The organism is Roseateles sp. FW301-B2 (assembly GCF_058788955.1).
In genome coordinates, this window is sequence record NZ_JBYTBE010000001.1 from 29,552 (window position 1) to 47,291 (window position 17,740).

A 17,740-nucleotide genomic window follows, 5' to 3' on the forward strand; every position below is an offset into this window, starting at 1 on the left:
ATGCGAACTACAAATTGGTAGATTGCTTATTCTTGAATAAGCATATGCAGCCTATTGCGATAGGCGCAGCAGGGCTTGCACCTGCTCGCTGATGCGCGGCGGCACCGGCTGCTCGCCGGCCAGCATCGCTCGGATCAGCTGGGCGTTGGCCGCGGCGCTGCAGGCCTCGGAGAGCGGCCAGTCGATGTCGGTGCTGTCGGCCGGGTGCAGATCCCGGCGCTCGCCCTCGAAATAGCCATAGAGCTGGGCACGCCGGCGCAGATGGGCATAGGGCTCGCCCTCGCTGGCACGCATCAGGAGGGCGCGGCCGGCCGGCGCGGTGAGCGGCCCGAGGGCCTGGCCCATCGCGTCCAGCACCTCGGGGTGGGTCACGGCCACCACCCGCACCGAGCGGCCGGGCGCCGGGTCCAGCAGCTTGGCCACGCTGTGGCCGCTGTTGCGCACGCCCAGGCGCGGGCGCAGCGCCATCAGCGCGTCCAGGCCAGGGTTGAGGGCCTGCAGCGGCAGGCAGGCGATGCGGCGTTCGCGCAACTGGGCGCTCGCCTCGCGGACATCCCGCGCCAGCGTCAGCCCGAGTGCCGCCAGCAGCTCGAACGGGCTCTCGCGGCTGTCGAAGTCATGCCGGCCATGGATCAGCACCGGCACGCCCGCGCGCGCCAGCAGCAGCGCTACCAGGGGAAACAGATTGGCCTGCTTGCGCGCGCCGTTGAAGGTGGGCAGCACCGCGCAGCGTGGGCCGGCCGGCACCTCCAGATGGGCGGTGCGCGCCTGCATGGCGCGCTCGAAGCCGCGCAGCTCGTCGGCGCTTTCGCCCTTGATGCGCAGGCTCATGAGGATGGCGCCGAGTTCCAGCTCGGGCACCCGGCCGTCCAGTATCCGGCCGAACAAGACCTCGGCCTGCTCGGCGTCGAGGTCGCGGGCGCCACGCGTACCGCGGCCGATTTCCTTGATGAGCGGGGCGTATTCCATGGGCTACATTGTGCATACCCACACACAGGAGGTCCCATGGCCAAAGGTCAGCAAAAGAGCAACAAGGAAGCCAAGAAGCCCAAGAAGGACAGTGCGCCCGCCAAGCCCGTCTCGCCCGGCGCGGTGATGCCCAGCATCACCACCGTGGTGGCGGACCGCAGCAAGAAAAAGAAGTGAGCCGGAAGTGACAGCTCGGGCGCGACGCGAGGTGCGATGCACGGCGATCCCAAACCGATGAAGATCGGCGCGCTGGCGCGCGCCGCGCTGACGCCCGTGGACACGATACGCTTCTACGAGCGCGAAGGTCTGCTGGCGGCCGCACCGCGCAGCGAGGGCAACTACCGCCTCTATGGCACGGCCGATGTGCAGCGCCTGGCCTTCATTCGCCAGTGCCGCAATCTCGACATGTCGCTCGACGAGGTGCGTACGCTGCTGCGCGTCAAGGATGCGCCCGAGCAGGACTGCCAGGCGGTGAACGAGTTGCTGGACGCGCATGTGCGGCATGTGGCCGAGCGCCTGCGCGAGCTGCGCGAACTCGAGCGCGAACTGAAATCCTTGCGCGCGCGCTGCGCCGATGTGCAGCGCAGCAGCCAGGCCTGCGGCATCCTGCAGCAGCTCGATGAAAGCGCGCAGCGACCCTCCGGGCGTCGCTACCGCGGCGCCCACGCCTAGGAGGCTGTCGGGCTTTGGGATGGGCTCGCGCCAAAGCGAGTTGCCCGGCCAGCCTAGGCGGCGGTGCCGCCGTGGGATCGGCCCCCACCAGGCGCCGGCAACGACGGATGGGCGGGCAAATCGCTTTGGCCCGGAGGGTTGGGGCGCTTTGGGGGCGCATGCGGCGTTGCAAAGGCTCGCCGGATGTCCAATCCGGCTGCGCTTTGCGCCTTGCCTGCGTCCCCAAGGCGTCCCAACGCGAGCCCATCCCAAAGCCCGACAGCCTCCTCGGGTCTGTTGTCTGTGCGCCGCTGTACCCTGCAATGGTGGCGTTATTTGGCGATCGCTGCGCGTACACTATCAGGCAGGGGAGTCATCCAAAGAAGTAACGAGGATGCTCATGAAAACCAGAGATGTCGTGATCTATAACGGCGAGCGTTTCCAGGTGCCGCAGTGCATTCAACGCATCGACCACCGCGCCACCCATGGCTGGCAATTGCGCTACGGCGGCACCAAGCTGTATTCCGATGGCCGCTATGGCGCCAGTGCCGCCGAGGCCTTGGCCCAGGCCACCAAGGAGCTGGCCAAGCGCATGAGCAAGCTGCCTGCGCCCACCCGCCTCAAACCCGAGCCCAGCCGCAGCAAGAGCAGCGAACTGCCGGTCGGTATTTCGGGCCCCATCGTGCGCGAGCGTCGGCCGAATCGGCGCGACTGCAGCTTCACCGTGCTGCTGCCGCGTTTCGGTGAGGCGCCGCGCCGACGCAGCGTCTACATCGCCGCGGAGTCGACCTACACGATCGAGCGCTACCAAGAAGCCCTGGAGAAGGCGATTGCCCTGCGCCAGGAGGCCGAGGAGCTCTATCGCAAGGCGGCCACCAAGGCCAAGCGCAGCGAAGGCCGGGCGTTGAGCGCGCAGCTGCGCGGCGCCTGAACGGCCGGGTCGCTCAGCGGTCTTGCCGCGTCACGCTCAAGCGCAGCGGCGCTGACTTGAGCGCGACCTTGTTGTCGGCGTCCAGCAGGGCGATCTCGAGTTCGTAGTCGCCCCTGGCGAGGTCAAGGGTGGTTTCGGTGCGGCCGTCGGCCAGCACCACGCGCTGTGCCGTGCCGCCCGCACGCAGCACCGTCACCGCGAAGTGGCCGGTGTCGGGCAGCTTGCGGCCGGCGGGTGCAATGCCCATGCCGATCGCCCCCAGGCTCAGCACGAAGGGGCTGCTCACGGCTTCGCCGTCGCGCAGGTTCTTGGCATAGACCTCCTTGGCGCCGCCGCGCGGCGCGCTGACCTGGTCCTGGTACCAGGCGCTGCAGGTGTTCTCGAACTGCGCCGGGTCGATGGCGATCGGCGCGGCCGTGCGCGTGCCCAGCACATGCACGGTGATCTCGGGGCTGTAGACGAAATAGGGCCGGTGGTCGTGGTCGGCAAACAGCAGCCGCAAGGTGTGGGCGCCGGGCGGCAGGTCCAGCACCGTGCCGGTCTGGCCCTTGCCGAAATGCTTGTGCTTGTCGGAGAAGGGGATCTTCTCCTGGTGGTTGCGCGGCAGCGGCGTGTCGATCAGCAGATGGTGATGGCCGGCGCGCTCGGTTGGGTTGCCGGCGGGCACCACCCCCATGCCGCGCACGCCGAACTCGATCATGAAGGGCGAGCGCAGCGCATAGCCGTTGCGCAGGTTGACGAAGCGCACCGCGGTGGGCTCGCGCATGTCGATGGCACTGCGCTCGGCCGTGTAGCCAAGCCAGCAGCGCCGCTCCAGCGCATTGCCGGGCAGGCCCTGGGCCTGCGCCCTGCCCATCGCCAGCATGCCCAGCATGGCCAGCAGAGCCGCGGACTTCACGCAGTTTGACTTCATGGCCTGGACTCCCTGGTTGCCGGGCCATTATGGGAGGCCCGCCAGGGGCTGTGAAGGCGCGGCGCGTCCATCGAGTCAGGGGCAAAGCTGAGACACTGACGCGATGAGCTCAACCCTGCTGTTCGAGGCCTCGGTGCCCGTGCTGACGCGTTACCTGGGGCAGTTGCTGCTGATGCTGGACCGGGCCGAGGCCTGTGCGCGCGCGCGACAGCTGGACGATGCGACCCTGCTCAGGCAAGGCCTGACCCCCGGCATGTTCGATCTGGGCCAGCAGGTGCAGATTGCGGCCGGCTTTGCGCTGCGCTGCGTGGCGCCGCTGATCGGCCGGGCCCTGCCGGCGCTGGGCGAGGGCGACGCGCAGGATTTCGCGGCCCTGCGCCGCCGTGTTGCGCAGGCGCAGGCGCTGCTGGGCACCCTGGGCCCCGACGACCTCGTGCTCGGCGAAGAGGACCCCGTGCAGACGCAGGCCGGCGAGGCTGCCCTGAGCATGCCGGCGCGCGAGTTCGTGCTCAGCTACGCCATGCCCAACTTCTTCTTCCACCTGTGCATGGCCTATGCGCTGCTGCGCGCGCAGGGCGTGCCGCTCGGCAAGCCGGACTTCGACGGCTGGCACCGCTACGCGCCCGGCTTCTCATTCGTCTAGCTGCGCCACCAGGCCTGCACCGCCGGCGGCGCCTTGATATCGACCCTCTCGCCCATCTGCGGCGTCGTCAGGGTCAGGTCTTGCGCCAGCGCGAGCGCGCTGATGCGCTCGAAGGGTTCGTCCCAGGCATGCAGGGAGAGATCGAAGGTGCCGTTGTGCATGGGCATCATGACGCGCGCGCCGAGGTCGATATGGGCCTGCAGGCTTTGCTCCGGGTGCATGTGGATGTCGGGCCAGTCCTCGTTGTAGGCGCCGGTCTCGACCAGGCTCAGATCGAAGGGGCCATGGCGCTCGCCGATCGCCTTGAAGCCGGGGAAGTAGCCGCTGTCGCCGCTGAAGAAGAGCTTGAAGTCGGCATGCTCCAGCACCCAGGAGCACCACAGCGTGCGGTTGCCGTCGCGCAGGCCGCGGCCCGAGAAATGCTGCGCCGGCGTGGCATGCAGCTGCAGGCCGCCGACGCGGGTGCTGTGCCACCAGTCCAGCTCCTGCAACTTGCCCGCGGGCAGGCCCCAGCCGCGCAGGATCTCGCCCACGCCCAGCGGCGCGATGAAACACTCGGTCTTGGCGGCCAGCGCCAGCACCGCGGCCTTGTCCAGGTGATCGTAGTGGTCGTGCGAGAGGATCACGCCGCGGATCGGCGGCAGCTCCTCGATGCTGATGGGCGGCGCGTGGAAGCGCTTGGGCCCGAGGAACTGCAAGGGCGAGGCGCGCAGCGAGAACACCGGGTCGGTGAGCCAGAAGCCGCCGTCGATCTTCAGCAGCATGGTCGAATGACCGAGGCGCCAGAGGCTGGTGTCCGGCGCAGCCAGCAGTGCCGCGCGGCTCAGCGCCTGTACCGGGATGGCCTGGCGGGGTACCGTGTTGGCGGGCTTGTTGAAGGCAAAGCGCCACAGGATGGCAAGCGTCTTGCGCCAGCCCTGGGCGTGGCGGGGCGCCTGATTGCGAAAACGCCGCTGGCCGGGCGGCGTCGTGGCATGGTGACTCGGCGCCGCCGTTGCGGGGCCCTGAAGGATCGTGCTGCTCATCGTGGATGCACCCAAAAAGTACACTGTGCAGTGTAGTGTTGGGTTTCTGAAAAGTAAACTGATCGGTGTAAACTTCGTGCATCAGTTCACTTCGCACCCCCGCATGAGCGCCGCTACCGCACCTCGCCTGACCGACCGCAAACGCGAGGCCATCGTGCAGGCCGCGCTGGCCGAATTTCGCGAGCATGGCTTTGCCGGCACCAGCATGGACCGGGTGGCCGCCGCGGCCGAAGTCTCCAAGCGCACGGTCTACAACCACTTCCCCAGCAAGGAGGATTTGTTCGCCGAGATCCTGCTGCAGCTGTGGCAGCACAGCAAGGCCCTGCGGCCGCAGCTGTACCGGGCGGACGAACCGCTGCGTGATCAGCTGCTGGACATCCTGGGCGAGAAGCTCAAGCTCATGACCGATGCCAGCTTCATGGACTTGGTGCGGGTAGCGGTGGCCGAGATGCTGCACACGCCCGAGCGTGCCCAGGCCATGGTGGCGCGGCTGGGCGAAAAGGAGGCCGGGCTGGCGCATTGGATCGCGGCGGCCCAGGCCGATGGCCGGCTGCGCCCGGTGGATGCGCCCTATGCGGCCCAGCAGTTGCAGGGCATGCTGAAGGCCTTTGCCTTCTGGCCGCAGCTGGCGATGGGCCAGCCGCCGCTCAGCAAGGCGCAGCAGCGTCAGGTGCTGGCCGACAGCGTCGACATGTTCCTGCGCTTCTACGAGCCGGCGCCAGGCCCGCGCTGAGCGGTCAGGCGGCGTGGCGCGCGGCTGCGGCCGTGCCCAGCTCGAGCTGGCCGAACAAGTCCTTGGGATCGGCCATCTGCGGGATCAGATCGGCCTCCTGGCCCAGACCCAGCTCACGCGCCAGATCGCGCAGCAGGCGCAGCGCCGAGAAATCCTCCAGCGCAAAGCCGACCGAGTCGAACACCGTGACCTGGCTCGCGTGGTCGCGGCCGCTGGCGCTGCCGCGCAGCACCTGCCAGAACTCGGTAACCGGGAAGTCTGCAGCCATCTGCTGCACATCGCCCTCGATGCGCGATTGCGGCTCGTACTCGACGAACACCTTGCCCATCTCCAGCACGCCGCGGTGCAGCTCGGTCTTGCCGGGGCAGTCGCCGCCCACGCCGTTGATGTGCATGCCGGGCTCGATCATCTCGGGCGTGAGGATGGTGGCGTAGTTCTTGTCGGCGGTGACGGTGGTAACGATGTCGGCCCCGCGCACCGCCTCGGCCGTGCTGGCACAGGCGATCAGGCGCAGGCCCGGCACGGCGCCGAGGTGACGCTGCAGCTTGGCGGTGGCGGCCGGGTCGATGTCGAACAGGCGGATCTCGTCAATGCCCAGCAGGTGATGGAAGGCCAGGGCCTGGAATTCGCTTTGCGCGCCATTGCCGATCAGGGCCATGCTGCGGCTCTCGGGCCGGGCCAGCCGGCGCGCCACCATCGCCGAGGTGGCGGCGGTGCGGATGGCGGTGGTGAGGGTCAGTTCCGCCACCAGTTCGGGGCGGCCGGTATAGACGTCGGCCAGCAGGCCCAGGGCCATCACGGTGGGCAGGCCTTCCCGGGTGTTCTTGGGGTGACCGTTGACGTACTTGAAGCTGTAGAGGCTGGCGTCGGCGATCGGCATCAGCTCGATCACGCCGTCCTGCGAATGGCTGGCCACGCGCGGGGTCTTGTCGAATTCGCTCCAGCGCAGGTAGTCGGCCTCGATATAGCCGGCCATGCGCTTGAGACACTCGGCCAGACCGAGCTGCTGGGCGATCTTGGCAAGGTCCTTGGTGGTCAGCAGGGTGGTCATAGGCAGTCTCCGTTGTTTCGTTGGGGTGATTCTTGTCAAAGCACTTGCTAGCGAGAAGAGCAAGACTTGCCTAGTAATTGCGAGTAATCTGCCGTTTCGCTAGTAGAAATTGCCAAAATGACAAAATCTGGCTCACAAAGGGCGGCATGCGCCCGCCGCCTAACGCTGCCCGGAACCACGCCATGGACACCCTCGACCAACAATTGATGGCGCTCTTGCGCCAGGATGCACGCGCCAGCGTGGCCACCTTGGCAAGCAAGCTCAAGGTCTCGCGCGGCACCGTCACCAACCGCATTGCCAAGCTGGAGGACTCGGGCGTGGTCGTGGGTTACACGATCCGCCTGCGGCCCGATGTCACGCCCAACGAGATCACCGCCTGGATGAGCATCGCGGTGGAGGGCAACCGCACGCGCGAGGTCATCAGCATCCTGCTGGGCGAACCGGGCGTCTCGGGGCTGTTCGATACCAATGGCCGCTGGGATCTGCTGGCCGAGTTGCGCGCCGCGACGCTGGGCGAACTGGCCGAGGTGCTCGAGCGGGTGCGCCTCATCAAGGGCATCGGCGCCACCGAGACCAGCATCCATTTGCAGACCTACAAGCTGTCCTAAAGTCGGGCCATGCCGAATACCCAGCTCCTGATCATCGACGCGCAGAACGATTTCTGCGACCTGCCGCCGGCCTGGTGTGCCACCGATCCCCTGCGTGCCGAGCCGCTGGCGCCGGCCCTGCCGGTGCCGGGTGCGCATGCCGACATGCTGCGTCTGGCCGGGCTGATCGATGCCGTCGGCGCGCGGCTCGACGACATCACCCTGACGCTGGATTCGCACCACCACATCGATATCGCCCACCCCGGCTTCTGGCAGCAGGCCGACGCGGGCCAGGTCTTGCCTTTCACGGCCATCACGGCGGCGCAGCTGCGGGCGGGCGAGTTCCGGCCGCGCGAGGCCGCGGCGCTGCCGCGCGCGCAGGCCTATCTGGATGCGCTGGAGGCCGCCGGCCGCTACACCCTGATGGTGTGGCCGGTACATTGCGAGATCGGCAGCTGGGGCCACGGCCTGCACGCCGCCGTGCGCGCCGCCTGCAATAGCTGGGAAGTGCAGCAGCGCCGGCCCAGCCGCAAGCTGCTCAAGGGCAGCAACCCCTGGACCGAGCATTACAGCGCCCTGCAGGCCGAAGTGCCGGATGCGGCCGATGCCGACACCCTGCTCAACCAGCCCCTGCTGGCGGCGCTGGACCGCGCCGAGCTGCTGCTGATCGCCGGCGAAGCCTCCAGCCACTGCGTCAAGGCCACGGTGGAGCATCTGGTCGAGCACCTGCCTGGCCATGTACATGCGGGAAGGCTCGCGCGCCTGGTGCTGTTGACCGACGCCATGAGCCCGGTGGCCGGCTTCGAGGCGCAGCAGCAGGCCTTCTTCGACACCATGCGCGCGCGCGGCCTGCGCCTGGCCAGCTGCGCCGAGATGCGGGCGGAACTGGCATGAGCGTGAGCGTGAGCGCCCCCATCATCACCAGCCTGCTGGAGACCGACCTCTACAAATTCACGATGTGGCAGACCATGCTGCATCGCCATCCGCAGACGGCGGCCGAATACCAGTTCCTGTGCCGCAACCCCACCGCCTTTCCGCTCGCCGAGCTGCTGCCCGAGCTGGAGCGCGAACTCGATGCGCTGTGCGGCCTGAGCTTTCGCGCCGATGAGCTGGCCTATCTGCGCGGGCTGCGCTTCATGAAGTCGGACTTCGTCGACTTCCTGCGCATCTTCCGCTTCCAGCGCGACTTCATCCGCGTGCGCGCCGATGGCGAAGGCCTCTCCATCATCGCCAGCGGGCCGCAAGTGCATGTAATGGCCTTCGAGATCTTTGTGCTGGCCATCGTCAACGAGCTGTACTCGCGCCGCTTTGACCAGGCGGCCGCGCTGGCCGAGGGCCGGGCGCGCCTGCGCCACAAGGTCGGGCTGCTGCGCGCCTTCGGCGACGAGGCGCCGCGCCGCCACCCCTTCGAGGTGTTCGATTTCGGCGTGCGCCGGCGCTTTTCGGGCGCCTGGCAGCGCGAGGTGGTGGCCACGCTCAAGCAGGAACTGCCGCAGTATTTCAAGGGCACCTCCAATGTGCTGCTGGCGCGCGACCTGGAGCTGGTGCCCATCGGCACGATGGCCCATGAGTATCTGCAGAGCTACCAGGCCACCGGCGTGCGCCTGCGCGACCATCAGAAGGCGGCGCTGGAGGACTGGGTGCAGGAGTACCGCGGCGACCTGGGCGTGGCGCTCACCGACGTGGTGGGCATGGATGCTTTCCTGGCCGACTTCGATCTCTATTTCGCCAAGCTCTTCGACGGCCTGCGCCACGACTCCGGCGACCCCTATGTCTGGGGCGAGAAGGCGCTGGCGCATTACGCCCGGCTGCGCATCGACCCGCACACCAAGCGCCTGGTGTTTTCCGACGGCCTGGACGTGCCCGCCGCGCTGGCCCTGTACCGCCACTTTGCCGACCGCACCCAGCTGGGCTTCGGCATCGGCACCAACTTCAGCAATGACATGGGGGTGGAGCCCATCAACATCGTCATGAAGCTCACGCAATGCAATGGCCAGCCGGTCGCCAAGCTGTCCGACAGCCCCGGCAAGACCATGTGCGACGACGCCACCTTCCTGGCCTATCTGCGCCAGGTCTTCAATATCAAAGGCACGCCATGAAGCTGCTGCGAGTAGGCCCCCAGGGGGCGGAACGCCCCGCCATGCTCGACGCCGACGGCGCCCTGCGCGATCTGAGCGGCGTGCTCAGCGACATCAGCGCTGCCACGCTGGCGCCGGCCGAGCTGACGCGCCTGCGCGCCCTCGACCCTGCCAGCCTGCCGCGGCTTGACGCTCCCGGCCGTATCGCGCCGCCCTGGTCCGGCATGGGCAAGTTCATCTGCGTTGGCCTCAACTATGCCGACCACGCCGCCGAGGCCGGCATGCCCCTGCCCGAGGAACCGATCCTGTTCATGAAGCCGCCCAGCTGCGCCATCGGCGCGCGCGACGCGGTGGTGCTGCCGCAGGGCTCCAGCAAGAGCGACTGGGAGGTGGAGCTGGGCGTGGTGATCGGCAGGCGCGCCCGCTACGTCAGCGAGGCCCAGGCGCTGGACCATGTGGCCGGCTACTGCGTGGTGAACGATCTCTCCGAGCGCGCCTACCAGCTCGAGCGCGGCGGCACCTGGGACAAGGGCAAGGGCTGCGACACCTTCGGCCCGGTGGGCCCCTGGCTGGTGACGAGCGACGAGGTGGCCGACCCGCAAGACCTGACCCTCTGGCTGGATCTGAACGGCCGGCGCATGCAGACCGGCAACACCCGCACCATGGTGTTCGGCGTGGCCCAGCTGCTCAGCTATATCAGCCGCTTCATGACGCTCTATCCGGGCGACCTGATCAGCACCGGCACGCCGCCCGGCGTGGGCATGGGCGTCAAGCCCACGCCGGTGTTTCTGCGGCCGGGCGACCAGCTCCGCCTGGGCATAGCCGGCCTTGGCGAGCAAACGCTCCAGGTGCATGCCTGGAGCGAGGCCTTGCTGGGCGATTGATCAGGGCTGAGGCCTGGCGTTCAGATGATGCTGGGCCGGTCCGGCCAGCAGCGGCGCGGCCTGGCCCGCCGCCCAGGCCGCATGGCCCGCGCCGTAATAGGGCGAGAGCGGATGCCCGCTCTGGCCGCCCGGCATGCTGAGCGTGGCCTGGGCCTCGCGGCCCGGTGACACCACCAGGCGCTGCGACTGGCCAAAGGCCGGCTGCGCCACATGCGGCAGATTCGAGTCGCCGCCCTGGGGCAGGCTGGGCATGTCGAGCCAGCGGCCCAGCGGCGGGATCGCGCGCGACAGCACATGCTGGATGCGGCTGGCATTGTGCTGGCCCCAGCTGGCCTGGGCCAGCGGCTGCTTGCCATCCTGGGTGAGTTCCAGCACCGCCGCATCCACCTGGGCCAGCACAAAGGCCGGCCAGCTCGAATAGCCCGGCGGCAGCAGATGGGCGGGCCGGCTTTCCAGCGCCTGCACGGCGCTGTACTCGAACTGCGAGCGCCATTTGAAGCGCTTCTTCTCGTCCTGCTGATCCTCGCCCAGAAAGGGCAGGGTCCAGGCGGTCCAGAGCGCATCCAGGGTCTTCAGGCGCACCGCGCGCGCCAGCCGGTAGCCCACCTGGTCGGCATCGGCACGGCCATTCCATTGCTGCAGCTGGCGCGCCACCTCGGCATGCGCGCTGCTGCCCTGCACCGCGGCGCTGATGCGCGCGGCCCAGCTCTGCACGAAGCGCGCTTCGTTGTCGAAATGGATCGCCGCCAGCGTGGCCTCGTCGTGCTTGGCGGTCTCGCGCAGCCGGTCGCGGATCTGCTGCGCGCGCGCGCCCAGGTCAAAGCCGCCATCGCCGATCTGCTCGGCCGCCGCGCCACCCAGCTGGCGGTGGTTGGCGGTCCAGAGCTGGCCTTCGCCGGGGTCGCGCAGCAGCGGGTAGTCCCGCGGTTCCAGCCAGCCATGCGCGGCCGGCTCGGGCGGCTCGGTGGACTGGAAGCGTGCATAGCTTTGCGCCAGGCCGGCCTGGCGCCACAGCCGCCCGGCAATCGTCCAGGCGATATGGCCGGACTTGTCGGCGATGAGGATGTTCTGGTGCGGCATGCCGGCGCGCTGAGCGATGCCGGCGGCCTCGTCGACATCGCGCGCCGCGGCCAGGCGATCCAGCTCGAGGTTGTAGGCCTCGCCCTGGTGGGCGATCCAGCGCAGCGCATAGCGCTGGCCCTCGCGCGTCAGCGCCACGGGCGCGCCGTCGAACTCCTGCACCACCAGGGCCTGGGCCGCGCCGCCCTTGACCTCGATGCGCTCCTGCACGCTGCGCAGGCGCTCGCGCGCGGGCGTCTCGGGCAGCTTGATCCAGTCGAACCATTGGCCATAGGCATTCGTGAAGCCCCAGGCCACCTGGCCGTTGCTGCCCACCACCAGGCTGGGCATGCCGGGCAGGGTCAGGCCGGCGGCGCGCTGCGCGCGGGCACCTTCGCCCAGCTGCAGCTGGGCGCGGTACCAGATGCTGGGCACGCCCAGGCCCAGGTGCATGTCGTCGGCCAGGATGGCGCCGCCATGCTTGCTGCGCCCGCCGCTCACGGCCCAGTTGTTGCTGCCCAGCACCGGCGCCTCTTCACTGATGACGCTGATCCCGGGGGACCGGGCGGCCAGCGCCGGCTTGGGGGCGGGCAGGGCGCGCAGGTCCAGCTGCTCGGCGCTGGGCATGCGGGGTGCGGGCAGCGTGCTGCCGTCCAGCGCCGCATCCCAGCGGCCGCCGCGCGGGTTGAGCCAGTCGAACAGGGCGTCGCCGGCGCGCTCGCGCAGCAGGCTGCGCTCGAAGGCGTTGTCGAAGCTGCTGGCCTGCAGCATGAAGAACATCTCGCTCACCACCAGCAGCGAGTCCACCTCGGTCCAGGGCGCCGGCTCGGCGCGCAGCAGCAGGTATTGCCAGGGCCGCAGGCGCAGGGCCTGCAGGCCGGCGTTGACGCCGCTGGCGTAGGCGCTCAGCAGGGCGCGGTCGGCGGGCGCCAGCTGCGCGAAGCGCTCGGCGAGGCGTGCGCGCATGCGGTGCAGGCGGCGCGTGCGGTCGCGTTCCAGCGCCTTGTCGCCGAACAGGGCGGCCAGCTCGCCGGCGGCCGAGCGGCGCGTCAGGTCCATCTCGAAGAAGCGCTCCTGCGCATGCACATAGCCCAGGCCGCGTGCCAGGTCTTGCCGGTCGCTGCCCTGCAGCACGGCCGTGCCGAGCGCGTCGCGGCCGATCGCCAGCGGCGCCTTCAGCCCGGGCAGCTGGATCTCGCCGTCCAGCTGCGGCAGGCTGGCGCGCAGCAGGCACCAGAGCAGCAGGCCCACCAGGAGCAACAGGGCCAGTAGGCCGGCAAGCAGGCGGGCGCTGAATCGGACGATGCGTGAGTGGTTCATGGCGGGGGGCTTGAATGCGCGGCCATTGTGGCGGCGCGGCTCGCCCGGGCATGCCAGGGTTCGTCCCTAGAATGCCGTCATGTTCTCGTCTCTTCCGTCGCGCCTGGGCGCGCTCCTGCTGCTCAGCCTGGCGCTGGGCGCCTGTTCCACCGCGCCGCGCCAGCCGGCCGTCCAGCCCGAACCCGAGATCCCCGCGCCGGTGGCGCCCAAGCCCGCGCCCAAGCCGCCGCGCATCGGCCTGGCGCTGGGCGGCGGGGCGGCGCGCGGCTTCGCGCACATCGGCGTGATCCAGGTGCTGGAGGAGCAGGGCGTCAAGGTCGATCTGGTGGCCGGCACCTCGGCCGGCAGCCTGGTGGCGGCGCTCTATGCCTCGGGCAAGAACGGCAAGGAGCTCGCCACCCTGGCCGAGGGCATGGACGAGGGCGCCATCACCGACTGGGCCTTCCCGACCCGCGGCCTGATCCGCGGCGAGGCGCTGGCCCGCTATGTGCGCGCCCAGACCGGCAACAAGCTGATCGAGCAGATGGCGCTGCCGCTGGGCATCGTCGCCACCGATCTGTCGGACGGCTCGCCCATCCTGTTCCAGACCGGCGACACCGGCGCGGCGGTGCGCGCCTCCAGCTCGGTGCCGGCGGTGTTCCAGCCGGTCAAGATCGGCGCGCGCGAGTATGTGGACGGCGGCCTGGTGGCGCCGGTGCCGGTGCGTTTTGCGCGCCAGATGGGGGCCGAGCTCATCATCGCGGTGGACATCTCCGAGCCGCCCGAGGCCAAGCCGCCGGGCGACGCCATGCGCATGCTGCTGCAGACCTTCTCCATCATGGGGCGCTCGATCAACAACTTCGAGCTGCGCGAGGCCGACGTGGTGATGCGGCCGCGGCTGGACGGCGTGGGCAGCGCCGACTTCACGGCGCGCAAGCGCAGCATCCAGGCCGGTCGCGAGGCGGCCATGGCGATGCTGGCCACGCTGCGCCAGCGCATCGCCGCCAAGACGCGCTGATCGCGGGCGGGCACATCATGCAGCACCACATCGAACTCTTTCCGCTCGACTCGGTGCTGTTTCCCGGCGGCCTGCTGGAGCTGCGCATCTTCGAGCCGCGCTATCTGGACCTGATCCAGCGCTGCGCCAAGAGCGGCGAGCCCTTTGGCGTGGTGGCGCTGACGGCGGGCGGCGAGGTGCGCCAGCGCGACGCTGGCGGCGGCTTCGTGGCCGAGGCCTTTCACGCTGCCGGCACGCTGGCGCACATTGAGCGCTGCGAGCGCCCGCAGCCGGGCTTGCTGCAGATCCGCTGCCGCGGCGGCCAGCGCTTCGAGCTGAGCAGCCGCCAACAGCTGCCGCATGGGCTGTGGGTGGGCGAGGCGCGCCTGCTGGCGGAAGACCAGCAGGTGGCGGTGCCGGAGGATCTGCGGCGCGTCAGCCGCCAGCTGCAAGTCTTGCTGAGCCGTTTCGAGCAGGCGGTGGCCAGCGAGGACCTGCCGCTGCAGCCGCCCTACCACTGGAACGACTGCGGCTGGCTGGCGAATCGCTGGTGCGAGCTGCTGCCGCTGCCGCAGGCCGACAAGCAGCGCCTGATGGCGCTGGACAATCCCCTGCTGCGCCTCGAGCTGGTGGCCGATCAGCTCGACCGCATCGAGCGCAACGCTAGCTGAAGAAGGCCCACAAGCCGACCGCCGCCAGGCCGAAGCCCAGCGTGTTGGCATACAGCATGAACAGCAGCCCCGCGCGCATGAAGGTGCTCCACCAGCGCGTGCGGTAGACGCGGTGCAGGGCGATCAGCGGGTAGACATTGATCGCCACCGCCGCGCCGATCACGAGGGGCTTGACGCCGCTCACCAGCAGCAGCGCCATCGCGAACCAGAAGGCATGCAGGTGCAGGGCGAACACCAGGTGCTCGGTGTAGCGCCGCCGCTTGTCGATGTAGACCAGCTTCAGCCAGAAGGCATAGAAGGGCAGCATCACGAACATGGCCGAGCCCAGGTTGCCGACAAAGCGCTCGGGCAGCTCGCGCATCAGGCCGGCGGTGGCCTCGGGGTCCATCTTGATGCGGCGCTGCACGCGTTCGCACAGCTTGGTCGGCATCTGCTCGCAGTAGAACTCGCCCTCCTTCAGCCCGGCGCGGTGCGCGCCCCATTCGAAGAAGGTCTCGGTGGGCTTGGGCGAGTCGAACTTGATCAGACTCTCGGGCTTGCCATCGACGTCGAGCACGCCGCTGAAGCGGATTGCCACCAGGGCCAGCACGCTGATGGTCAGGTACAGGCGTATCGGCAGCACGAAGTGGCGGCGCCGGCCGGCGAAGTATTCCAGCGTCAGCTGGCCCGGCAAGAGCAGCAGGCGCCACAGCGTGCGCCACAGCGCGCCCTCGGTGGAGATGTAGGCGCCGCCGAACTGCTGCAGGAATTCCAGCAGGCTGGGCGGCTTGATGCGCGTCTCCTGGCCGCAGGCGCCGCAGAACTTGGTGGGCGGCTCGGGCAGGGCGCTGCCGCAGTTGGCGCAATGGCCGGGTCGCGCCTGAGGCACGCTGACAAGGGACTTGAGCGTCATTCGATCTGGCCTTTTGGCGCGCATGCTAGCAGCAGCGTCGGCGCGGCCGGACGAAAAAAAGCCCGATGCGAGCATCGGGCCTTGAACGGTACTTGCGAGACCCGCGCGGGGTCTCCTTGGGCACCGAGGAGACAATCGTTACAGCTTAGGCAGCGCGCTTGGACGAGCGGCTGGCGGTCTGGCTGGCCTTGACGGCGGTGTTGGTCACGGCATTGAAGTTGGCTTCGGCCACTTCGGAGGCTTGCTTGGCAGCCTTTTGCACGTTCTCGAAGGCGTTGTTGGCAGCGGCCACGGCCGACTTCACCAGGGCCACGGCGTTCTCGGTGCCGGCCGGGGCGTTCTTGGACGCGGTTTCCACCACGGCGGCGAACTTGGCTTGGGCATCGGCCAGCTGGGCCTCGGCAACCTTCACCACTTCGGCGTTGGTGGCAGCGGCGATGTCGTACAGATGGCGGCTGTAGGAAGCGGCCTTCTCGGCGGACGGTTGCAGCAGCGCGGCTTGCAGGGCCAGCAGCTCTTGCGCGTCCTTCACCGACAGGGCGGCTTGGGTGGTGTCGGCGACTTCGCCCAGGGCCGTCTTGGCCACTTGCAGGTTCAGTTCGACCAGCTTCTCAACGCCTTCAAAGGCCTTGTTGGTCAGACCAAACAGGGTTTCGACATTGGCCTTGTGAGCAGCAAAGATTTGTTCAGCAGTCAGCATGGTGTTCTCCTAAAAAACTGAGCGGATTTCCGCGGGGATTCCTCGTGGACCTCGTTCACAGTGTTTATGGTGCACTGCAACATGACTCGAAGTATAGGGATGTCGGCGACGAATGCAAGAACTTTTTGTGCGGTGCAGCAAAATACTTTGTAAGCAGCTGCGCAGCATCGCCGATGTGCGTGACCTCCACATGACGCAGCGGCGACAAAGCGGCTAAGGTGGCGGCCATGCTGGCCTTTCATTCCGATGCCCACAGCCTGGCCCTGCCGCCCGGGCACCGCTTTCCGCAGAGCAAATACCGCCTGCTGCGCGAGCAGATCGAGCGCGCGCCCGGGGCGATACGGCTGCGCGCCGCCGCTCCCGCCAGCGAGGGAGAGCTGGCGCTGGCGCACAGCCCCGACTATGTGGACAAGGTTCTGCAGGGGCATTTGAGCGCGGCCGAGCAGCGCGAGATCGGCTTCCCCTGGTCGCCCTCGATGGCGGCGCGCTCGCGCCATTCGGTGGGCGCCAGCATCGAGGCGGCGCGCGCCGCCCTGGCCGAGGGGGTGGCGGCCAATCTGGCCGGCGGCACCCATCACGCCCATGCCGACAAGGGCAGCGGCTACTGCGTCTTCAACGATGTGGCGGTGGCGGCGCGCCTGATGCAGACCGAGTGGCACCGCGCCCATGGCTCGGCCGTGCCGGGCCTGCGCGTGCTGGTGATCGACCTGGACGTGCACCAGGGCAATGGCACGGCGGCGATCTTCCGCGACGACCCCACGGTGTTCACCTTCTCCATGCATGGCGCCAAGAACTTTCCCTTCCGCAAGGAGCCCAGCGATCTGGACGTGGAACTGCCGGACGGCTGCCGCGATGCCGAGTACCTGGCGGCGCTGCAGGCCGGGCTGGCGCGCGTCTGGGCGGCCTGCGGCAGCGTCGGGCTGGCCTTCTACCTGGCCGGCGCCGACCCGCACGAGGGCGACCGCCTGGGCCGGCTCAAGCTCAGCACCGCCGGCCTGCTGGCGCGCGACGAGCTCGTCCTGCAGGCCCTGGCCGAGCGCCGCATTCCGGTGGCGCTGGCCATGGCCGGTGGCTATGGCCACGACCTCGCCAGCACCGTGGCTGTGCAGGTGAATACCCTGGCCGCGGCGTCACGGGCGTGGCAGCGCTGGGCCGGTGGCGATGGAACAATGGCCGCATGAGCACCGCCCGACCCGCCCCCGATAACCGTGCCGCCTATGCCCAGTTCGTCAGCCTGGGCACGCGCTGGATGGACAACGACATCTACGGCCACCTCAACAACGTCGTCTACTACAGCCTGTTCGACACCGCAGTGAACCAGTACCTGATTGCCCAGGGCGCGCTGGACATCCATGGCGGCGAGGTGATCGGCCTGGTGGTGGAGACGCATTGCAACTTCTTCGACTCGCTGGCCTTTCCGCAGCAGGTGGAGGCCGGCCTGCGCGTGGCGCAGCGCGGCCGCTCCAGCGTGCGCTACGAGATCGGCCTGTTCGCGCCCGGCCAGGCCTTGTGTGCCGCGCGCGGGCATTTCGTGCATGTCTATGTGGAGCGCGAGTCGCGCCGACCCGTCGCGGCCTTGCCCGACCCCTATCTGCAAGCCCTGGAAGGATTGATGCTGTGAACCTGTACGAGCAACCCAGCCCCGCCGAGACTGCCA

General features: G+C 68.9%; 20 protein-coding genes. 13 read left to right on the forward strand and 7 right to left on the reverse strand.

Annotated elements, in window-relative coordinates; all coding sequences use genetic code 11:
* Positions 1–51 precede the first annotated feature (51 nt).
* The gene (ybiB, locus tag AC3WQY_RS00135; RefSeq protein WP_492704820.1) at positions 52–969 is read right to left on the reverse strand and encodes a DNA-binding protein YbiB; all 918 of its coding nucleotides are present in this window, start codon (positions 967–969) and stop codon (positions 52–54) included.
* Between the two features lie 36 nt (positions 970–1,005).
* Between ybiB and AC3WQY_RS00140 the strand changes: the two genes are divergently transcribed.
* From AC3WQY_RS00140 to AC3WQY_RS00150, 3 genes are all read left to right on the forward strand, one after another.
* Complete coding sequence (locus tag AC3WQY_RS00140; RefSeq protein ID WP_285233094.1) at positions 1,006–1,146, forward strand: hypothetical protein; 141 nt, start codon at positions 1,006–1,008, stop codon at positions 1,144–1,146.
* 36 nt (positions 1,147–1,182) lie between these two features.
* Complete coding sequence (gene cadR, locus AC3WQY_RS00145; RefSeq protein ID WP_425334646.1) at positions 1,183–1,641, forward strand: Cd(II)/Pb(II)-responsive transcriptional regulator; 459 nt, start codon at positions 1,183–1,185, stop codon at positions 1,639–1,641.
* Positions 1,642–2,020: 379 nt separating this feature from the next.
* Positions 2,021–2,551: a hypothetical protein gene (locus tag AC3WQY_RS00150; protein WP_285233093.1), complete on the forward strand. Its 531-nt coding sequence runs from the start codon at positions 2,021–2,023 to the stop codon at positions 2,549–2,551.
* Between the two features lie 13 nt (positions 2,552–2,564).
* On the opposite strand, the gene AC3WQY_RS00155 is transcribed toward AC3WQY_RS00150, so the two are convergent.
* Positions 2,565–3,464 carry a DUF4399 domain-containing protein gene (locus AC3WQY_RS00155; protein ID WP_492704823.1) on the reverse strand — a complete coding sequence of 300 codons (900 nt, stop codon included), beginning with the start codon at positions 3,462–3,464 and terminating at the stop codon, positions 2,565–2,567.
* 103 nt (positions 3,465–3,567) lie between these two features.
* Here AC3WQY_RS00155 and AC3WQY_RS00160 point away from each other — a divergent pair, with 103 nt between their 5' ends.
* Entirely contained in the window at positions 3,568–4,107 is a 540-nt protein-coding gene (locus AC3WQY_RS00160; protein WP_285233091.1) for a DUF1993 family protein, read from the forward strand.
* On the opposite strand, the gene AC3WQY_RS00165 is transcribed toward AC3WQY_RS00160, so the two are convergent.
* Positions 4,104–5,132 (reverse strand): MBL fold metallo-hydrolase, encoded by a 1,029-nt coding sequence (locus AC3WQY_RS00165; protein WP_285233090.1) that lies wholly within the window; start codon positions 5,130–5,132, stop codon positions 4,104–4,106. The genes AC3WQY_RS00160 and AC3WQY_RS00165 overlap by 4 nt on opposite strands.
* A 103-nt stretch (positions 5,133–5,235) precedes the next feature.
* Here AC3WQY_RS00165 and AC3WQY_RS00170 point away from each other — a divergent pair, with 103 nt between their 5' ends.
* A complete protein-coding gene (locus AC3WQY_RS00170) occupies positions 5,236–5,865 on the forward strand; it encodes a TetR/AcrR family transcriptional regulator (RefSeq protein ID WP_492704826.1) in 630 nt (209 codons plus the stop codon).
* Positions 5,866–5,869: 4 nt separating this feature from the next.
* On the opposite strand, the gene ocd is transcribed toward AC3WQY_RS00170, so the two are convergent.
* Positions 5,870–6,916, reverse strand: coding sequence for an ornithine cyclodeaminase (gene ocd, locus AC3WQY_RS00175; RefSeq protein WP_492704828.1), 1,047 nt, complete (start codon positions 6,914–6,916; stop codon positions 5,870–5,872).
* A 182-nt stretch (positions 6,917–7,098) separates the two neighbouring features.
* Here ocd and AC3WQY_RS00180 point away from each other — a divergent pair, with 182 nt between their 5' ends.
* From AC3WQY_RS00180 to AC3WQY_RS00195, 4 genes are read left to right on the forward strand one after another with little or no spacing between them, the layout of a single operon-like run.
* Positions 7,099–7,524 (forward strand): Lrp/AsnC family transcriptional regulator, encoded by a 426-nt coding sequence (locus AC3WQY_RS00180; protein WP_492704830.1) that lies wholly within the window; start codon positions 7,099–7,101, stop codon positions 7,522–7,524.
* 9 nt (positions 7,525–7,533) lie between these two features.
* Entirely contained in the window at positions 7,534–8,397 is an 864-nt protein-coding gene (locus AC3WQY_RS00185; RefSeq protein WP_492704832.1) for a cysteine hydrolase family protein, read from the forward strand.
* Positions 8,398–8,405: 8 nt separating this feature from the next.
* Positions 8,406–9,602 (forward strand): nicotinate phosphoribosyltransferase, encoded by a 1,197-nt coding sequence (gene pncB / locus AC3WQY_RS00190; protein WP_492704834.1) that lies wholly within the window; start codon positions 8,406–8,408, stop codon positions 9,600–9,602.
* Positions 9,599–10,465, forward strand: a complete 867-nt coding sequence (locus AC3WQY_RS00195) for a fumarylacetoacetate hydrolase family protein (RefSeq protein ID WP_492704836.1) — start codon at positions 9,599–9,601, stop codon at positions 10,463–10,465. The genes pncB and AC3WQY_RS00195 overlap by 4 nt, the downstream gene beginning before the upstream one ends.
* Here AC3WQY_RS00195 and AC3WQY_RS00200 read toward each other — a convergent pair whose 3' ends face one another.
* Positions 10,466–12,844: a penicillin acylase family protein gene (locus tag AC3WQY_RS00200; protein ID WP_492704839.1), complete on the reverse strand. Its 2,379-nt coding sequence runs from the start codon at positions 12,842–12,844 to the stop codon at positions 10,466–10,468.
* A gap of 79 nt (positions 12,845–12,923) precedes the next feature.
* On the opposite strand from AC3WQY_RS00200, the gene AC3WQY_RS00205 reads away from it, so the two are divergent.
* Positions 12,924–13,841, forward strand: a complete 918-nt coding sequence (locus tag AC3WQY_RS00205) for a patatin-like phospholipase family protein (protein WP_285233082.1) — start codon at positions 12,924–12,926, stop codon at positions 13,839–13,841.
* A 17-nt stretch (positions 13,842–13,858) separates the two neighbouring features.
* Entirely contained in the window at positions 13,859–14,491 is a 633-nt protein-coding gene (locus tag AC3WQY_RS00210; protein ID WP_285233081.1) for an LON peptidase substrate-binding domain-containing protein, read from the forward strand.
* Here the strand turns inward: AC3WQY_RS00210 and AC3WQY_RS00215 are convergent.
* Together AC3WQY_RS00215 and phaP are read right to left on the reverse strand one after the other, a co-directional pair.
* On the reverse strand, positions 14,484–15,383 hold the full coding sequence (locus AC3WQY_RS00215) for a DUF3667 domain-containing protein (protein WP_285233080.1): 900 nt from the start codon (positions 15,381–15,383) through the stop codon (positions 14,484–14,486). The two genes, AC3WQY_RS00210 and AC3WQY_RS00215, sit on opposite strands and share 8 nt — an antisense overlap.
* Before the next feature lie 145 nt (positions 15,384–15,528).
* Positions 15,529–16,083, reverse strand: a complete 555-nt coding sequence (phaP, locus tag AC3WQY_RS00220) for a TIGR01841 family phasin (RefSeq protein ID WP_285233079.1) — start codon at positions 16,081–16,083, stop codon at positions 15,529–15,531.
* A 227-nt stretch (positions 16,084–16,310) separates the two neighbouring features.
* On the opposite strand from phaP, the gene AC3WQY_RS00225 reads away from it, so the two are divergent.
* The gene (locus AC3WQY_RS00225) at positions 16,311–17,264 is read left to right on the forward strand and encodes a histone deacetylase family protein (RefSeq protein WP_492704845.1); all 954 of its coding nucleotides are present in this window, start codon (positions 16,311–16,313) and stop codon (positions 17,262–17,264) included.
* Positions 17,261–17,704, forward strand: coding sequence for an acyl-CoA thioesterase (locus tag AC3WQY_RS00230; RefSeq protein WP_492704847.1), 444 nt, complete (start codon positions 17,261–17,263; stop codon positions 17,702–17,704). Before AC3WQY_RS00225 ends, AC3WQY_RS00230 begins: the two co-directional genes overlap by 4 nt.
* The last annotated feature ends 36 nt before the right edge of the window (positions 17,705–17,740 follow it).

Excerpts from the sequence above, each read along its gene's own strand:
- ybiB (WP_492704820.1), bottom strand. The coding sequence starts at position 969 with ATGGAATACGCCCCGCTCATCAAGGAAATCGGCCGCGGTACGCGTGGC.
- AC3WQY_RS00140 (WP_285233094.1), top strand. The coding sequence starts at position 1,006 with ATGGCCAAAGGTCAGCAAAAGAGCAACAAGGAAGCCAAGAAGCCCAAG.
- cadR (WP_425334646.1), top strand. The coding sequence starts at position 1,183 with ATGCACGGCGATCCCAAACCGATGAAGATCGGCGCGCTGGCGCGCGCC.
- AC3WQY_RS00150 (WP_285233093.1), top strand. The coding sequence starts at position 2,021 with ATGAAAACCAGAGATGTCGTGATCTATAACGGCGAGCGTTTCCAGGTG.
- AC3WQY_RS00155 (WP_492704823.1), bottom strand. The coding sequence starts at position 3,464 with ATGAAGTCAAACTGCGTGAAGTCCGCGGCTCTGCTGGCCATGCTGGGC.
- AC3WQY_RS00160 (WP_285233091.1), top strand. The coding sequence starts at position 3,568 with ATGAGCTCAACCCTGCTGTTCGAGGCCTCGGTGCCCGTGCTGACGCGT.
- AC3WQY_RS00165 (WP_285233090.1), bottom strand. The coding sequence starts at position 5,132 with ATGAGCAGCACGATCCTTCAGGGCCCCGCAACGGCGGCGCCGAGTCAC.
- AC3WQY_RS00170 (WP_492704826.1), top strand. The coding sequence starts at position 5,236 with ATGAGCGCCGCTACCGCACCTCGCCTGACCGACCGCAAACGCGAGGCC.
- ocd (WP_492704828.1), bottom strand. The coding sequence starts at position 6,916 with ATGACCACCCTGCTGACCACCAAGGACCTTGCCAAGATCGCCCAGCAG.
- AC3WQY_RS00180 (WP_492704830.1), top strand. The coding sequence starts at position 7,099 with ATGGACACCCTCGACCAACAATTGATGGCGCTCTTGCGCCAGGATGCA.
- AC3WQY_RS00185 (WP_492704832.1), top strand. The coding sequence starts at position 7,534 with ATGCCGAATACCCAGCTCCTGATCATCGACGCGCAGAACGATTTCTGC.
- AC3WQY_RS00195 (WP_492704836.1), top strand. The coding sequence starts at position 9,599 with ATGAAGCTGCTGCGAGTAGGCCCCCAGGGGGCGGAACGCCCCGCCATG.
- AC3WQY_RS00200 (WP_492704839.1), bottom strand. The coding sequence starts at position 12,844 with ATGAACCACTCACGCATCGTCCGATTCAGCGCCCGCCTGCTTGCCGGC.
- AC3WQY_RS00205 (WP_285233082.1), top strand. The coding sequence starts at position 12,924 with ATGTTCTCGTCTCTTCCGTCGCGCCTGGGCGCGCTCCTGCTGCTCAGC.
- AC3WQY_RS00210 (WP_285233081.1), top strand. The coding sequence starts at position 13,859 with ATGCAGCACCACATCGAACTCTTTCCGCTCGACTCGGTGCTGTTTCCC.
- AC3WQY_RS00215 (WP_285233080.1), bottom strand. The coding sequence starts at position 15,383 with ATGACGCTCAAGTCCCTTGTCAGCGTGCCTCAGGCGCGACCCGGCCAT.
- phaP (WP_285233079.1), bottom strand. The coding sequence starts at position 16,083 with ATGCTGACTGCTGAACAAATCTTTGCTGCTCACAAGGCCAATGTCGAA.
- AC3WQY_RS00225 (WP_492704845.1), top strand. The coding sequence starts at position 16,311 with ATGCTGGCCTTTCATTCCGATGCCCACAGCCTGGCCCTGCCGCCCGGG.
- AC3WQY_RS00230 (WP_492704847.1), top strand. The coding sequence starts at position 17,261 with ATGAGCACCGCCCGACCCGCCCCCGATAACCGTGCCGCCTATGCCCAG.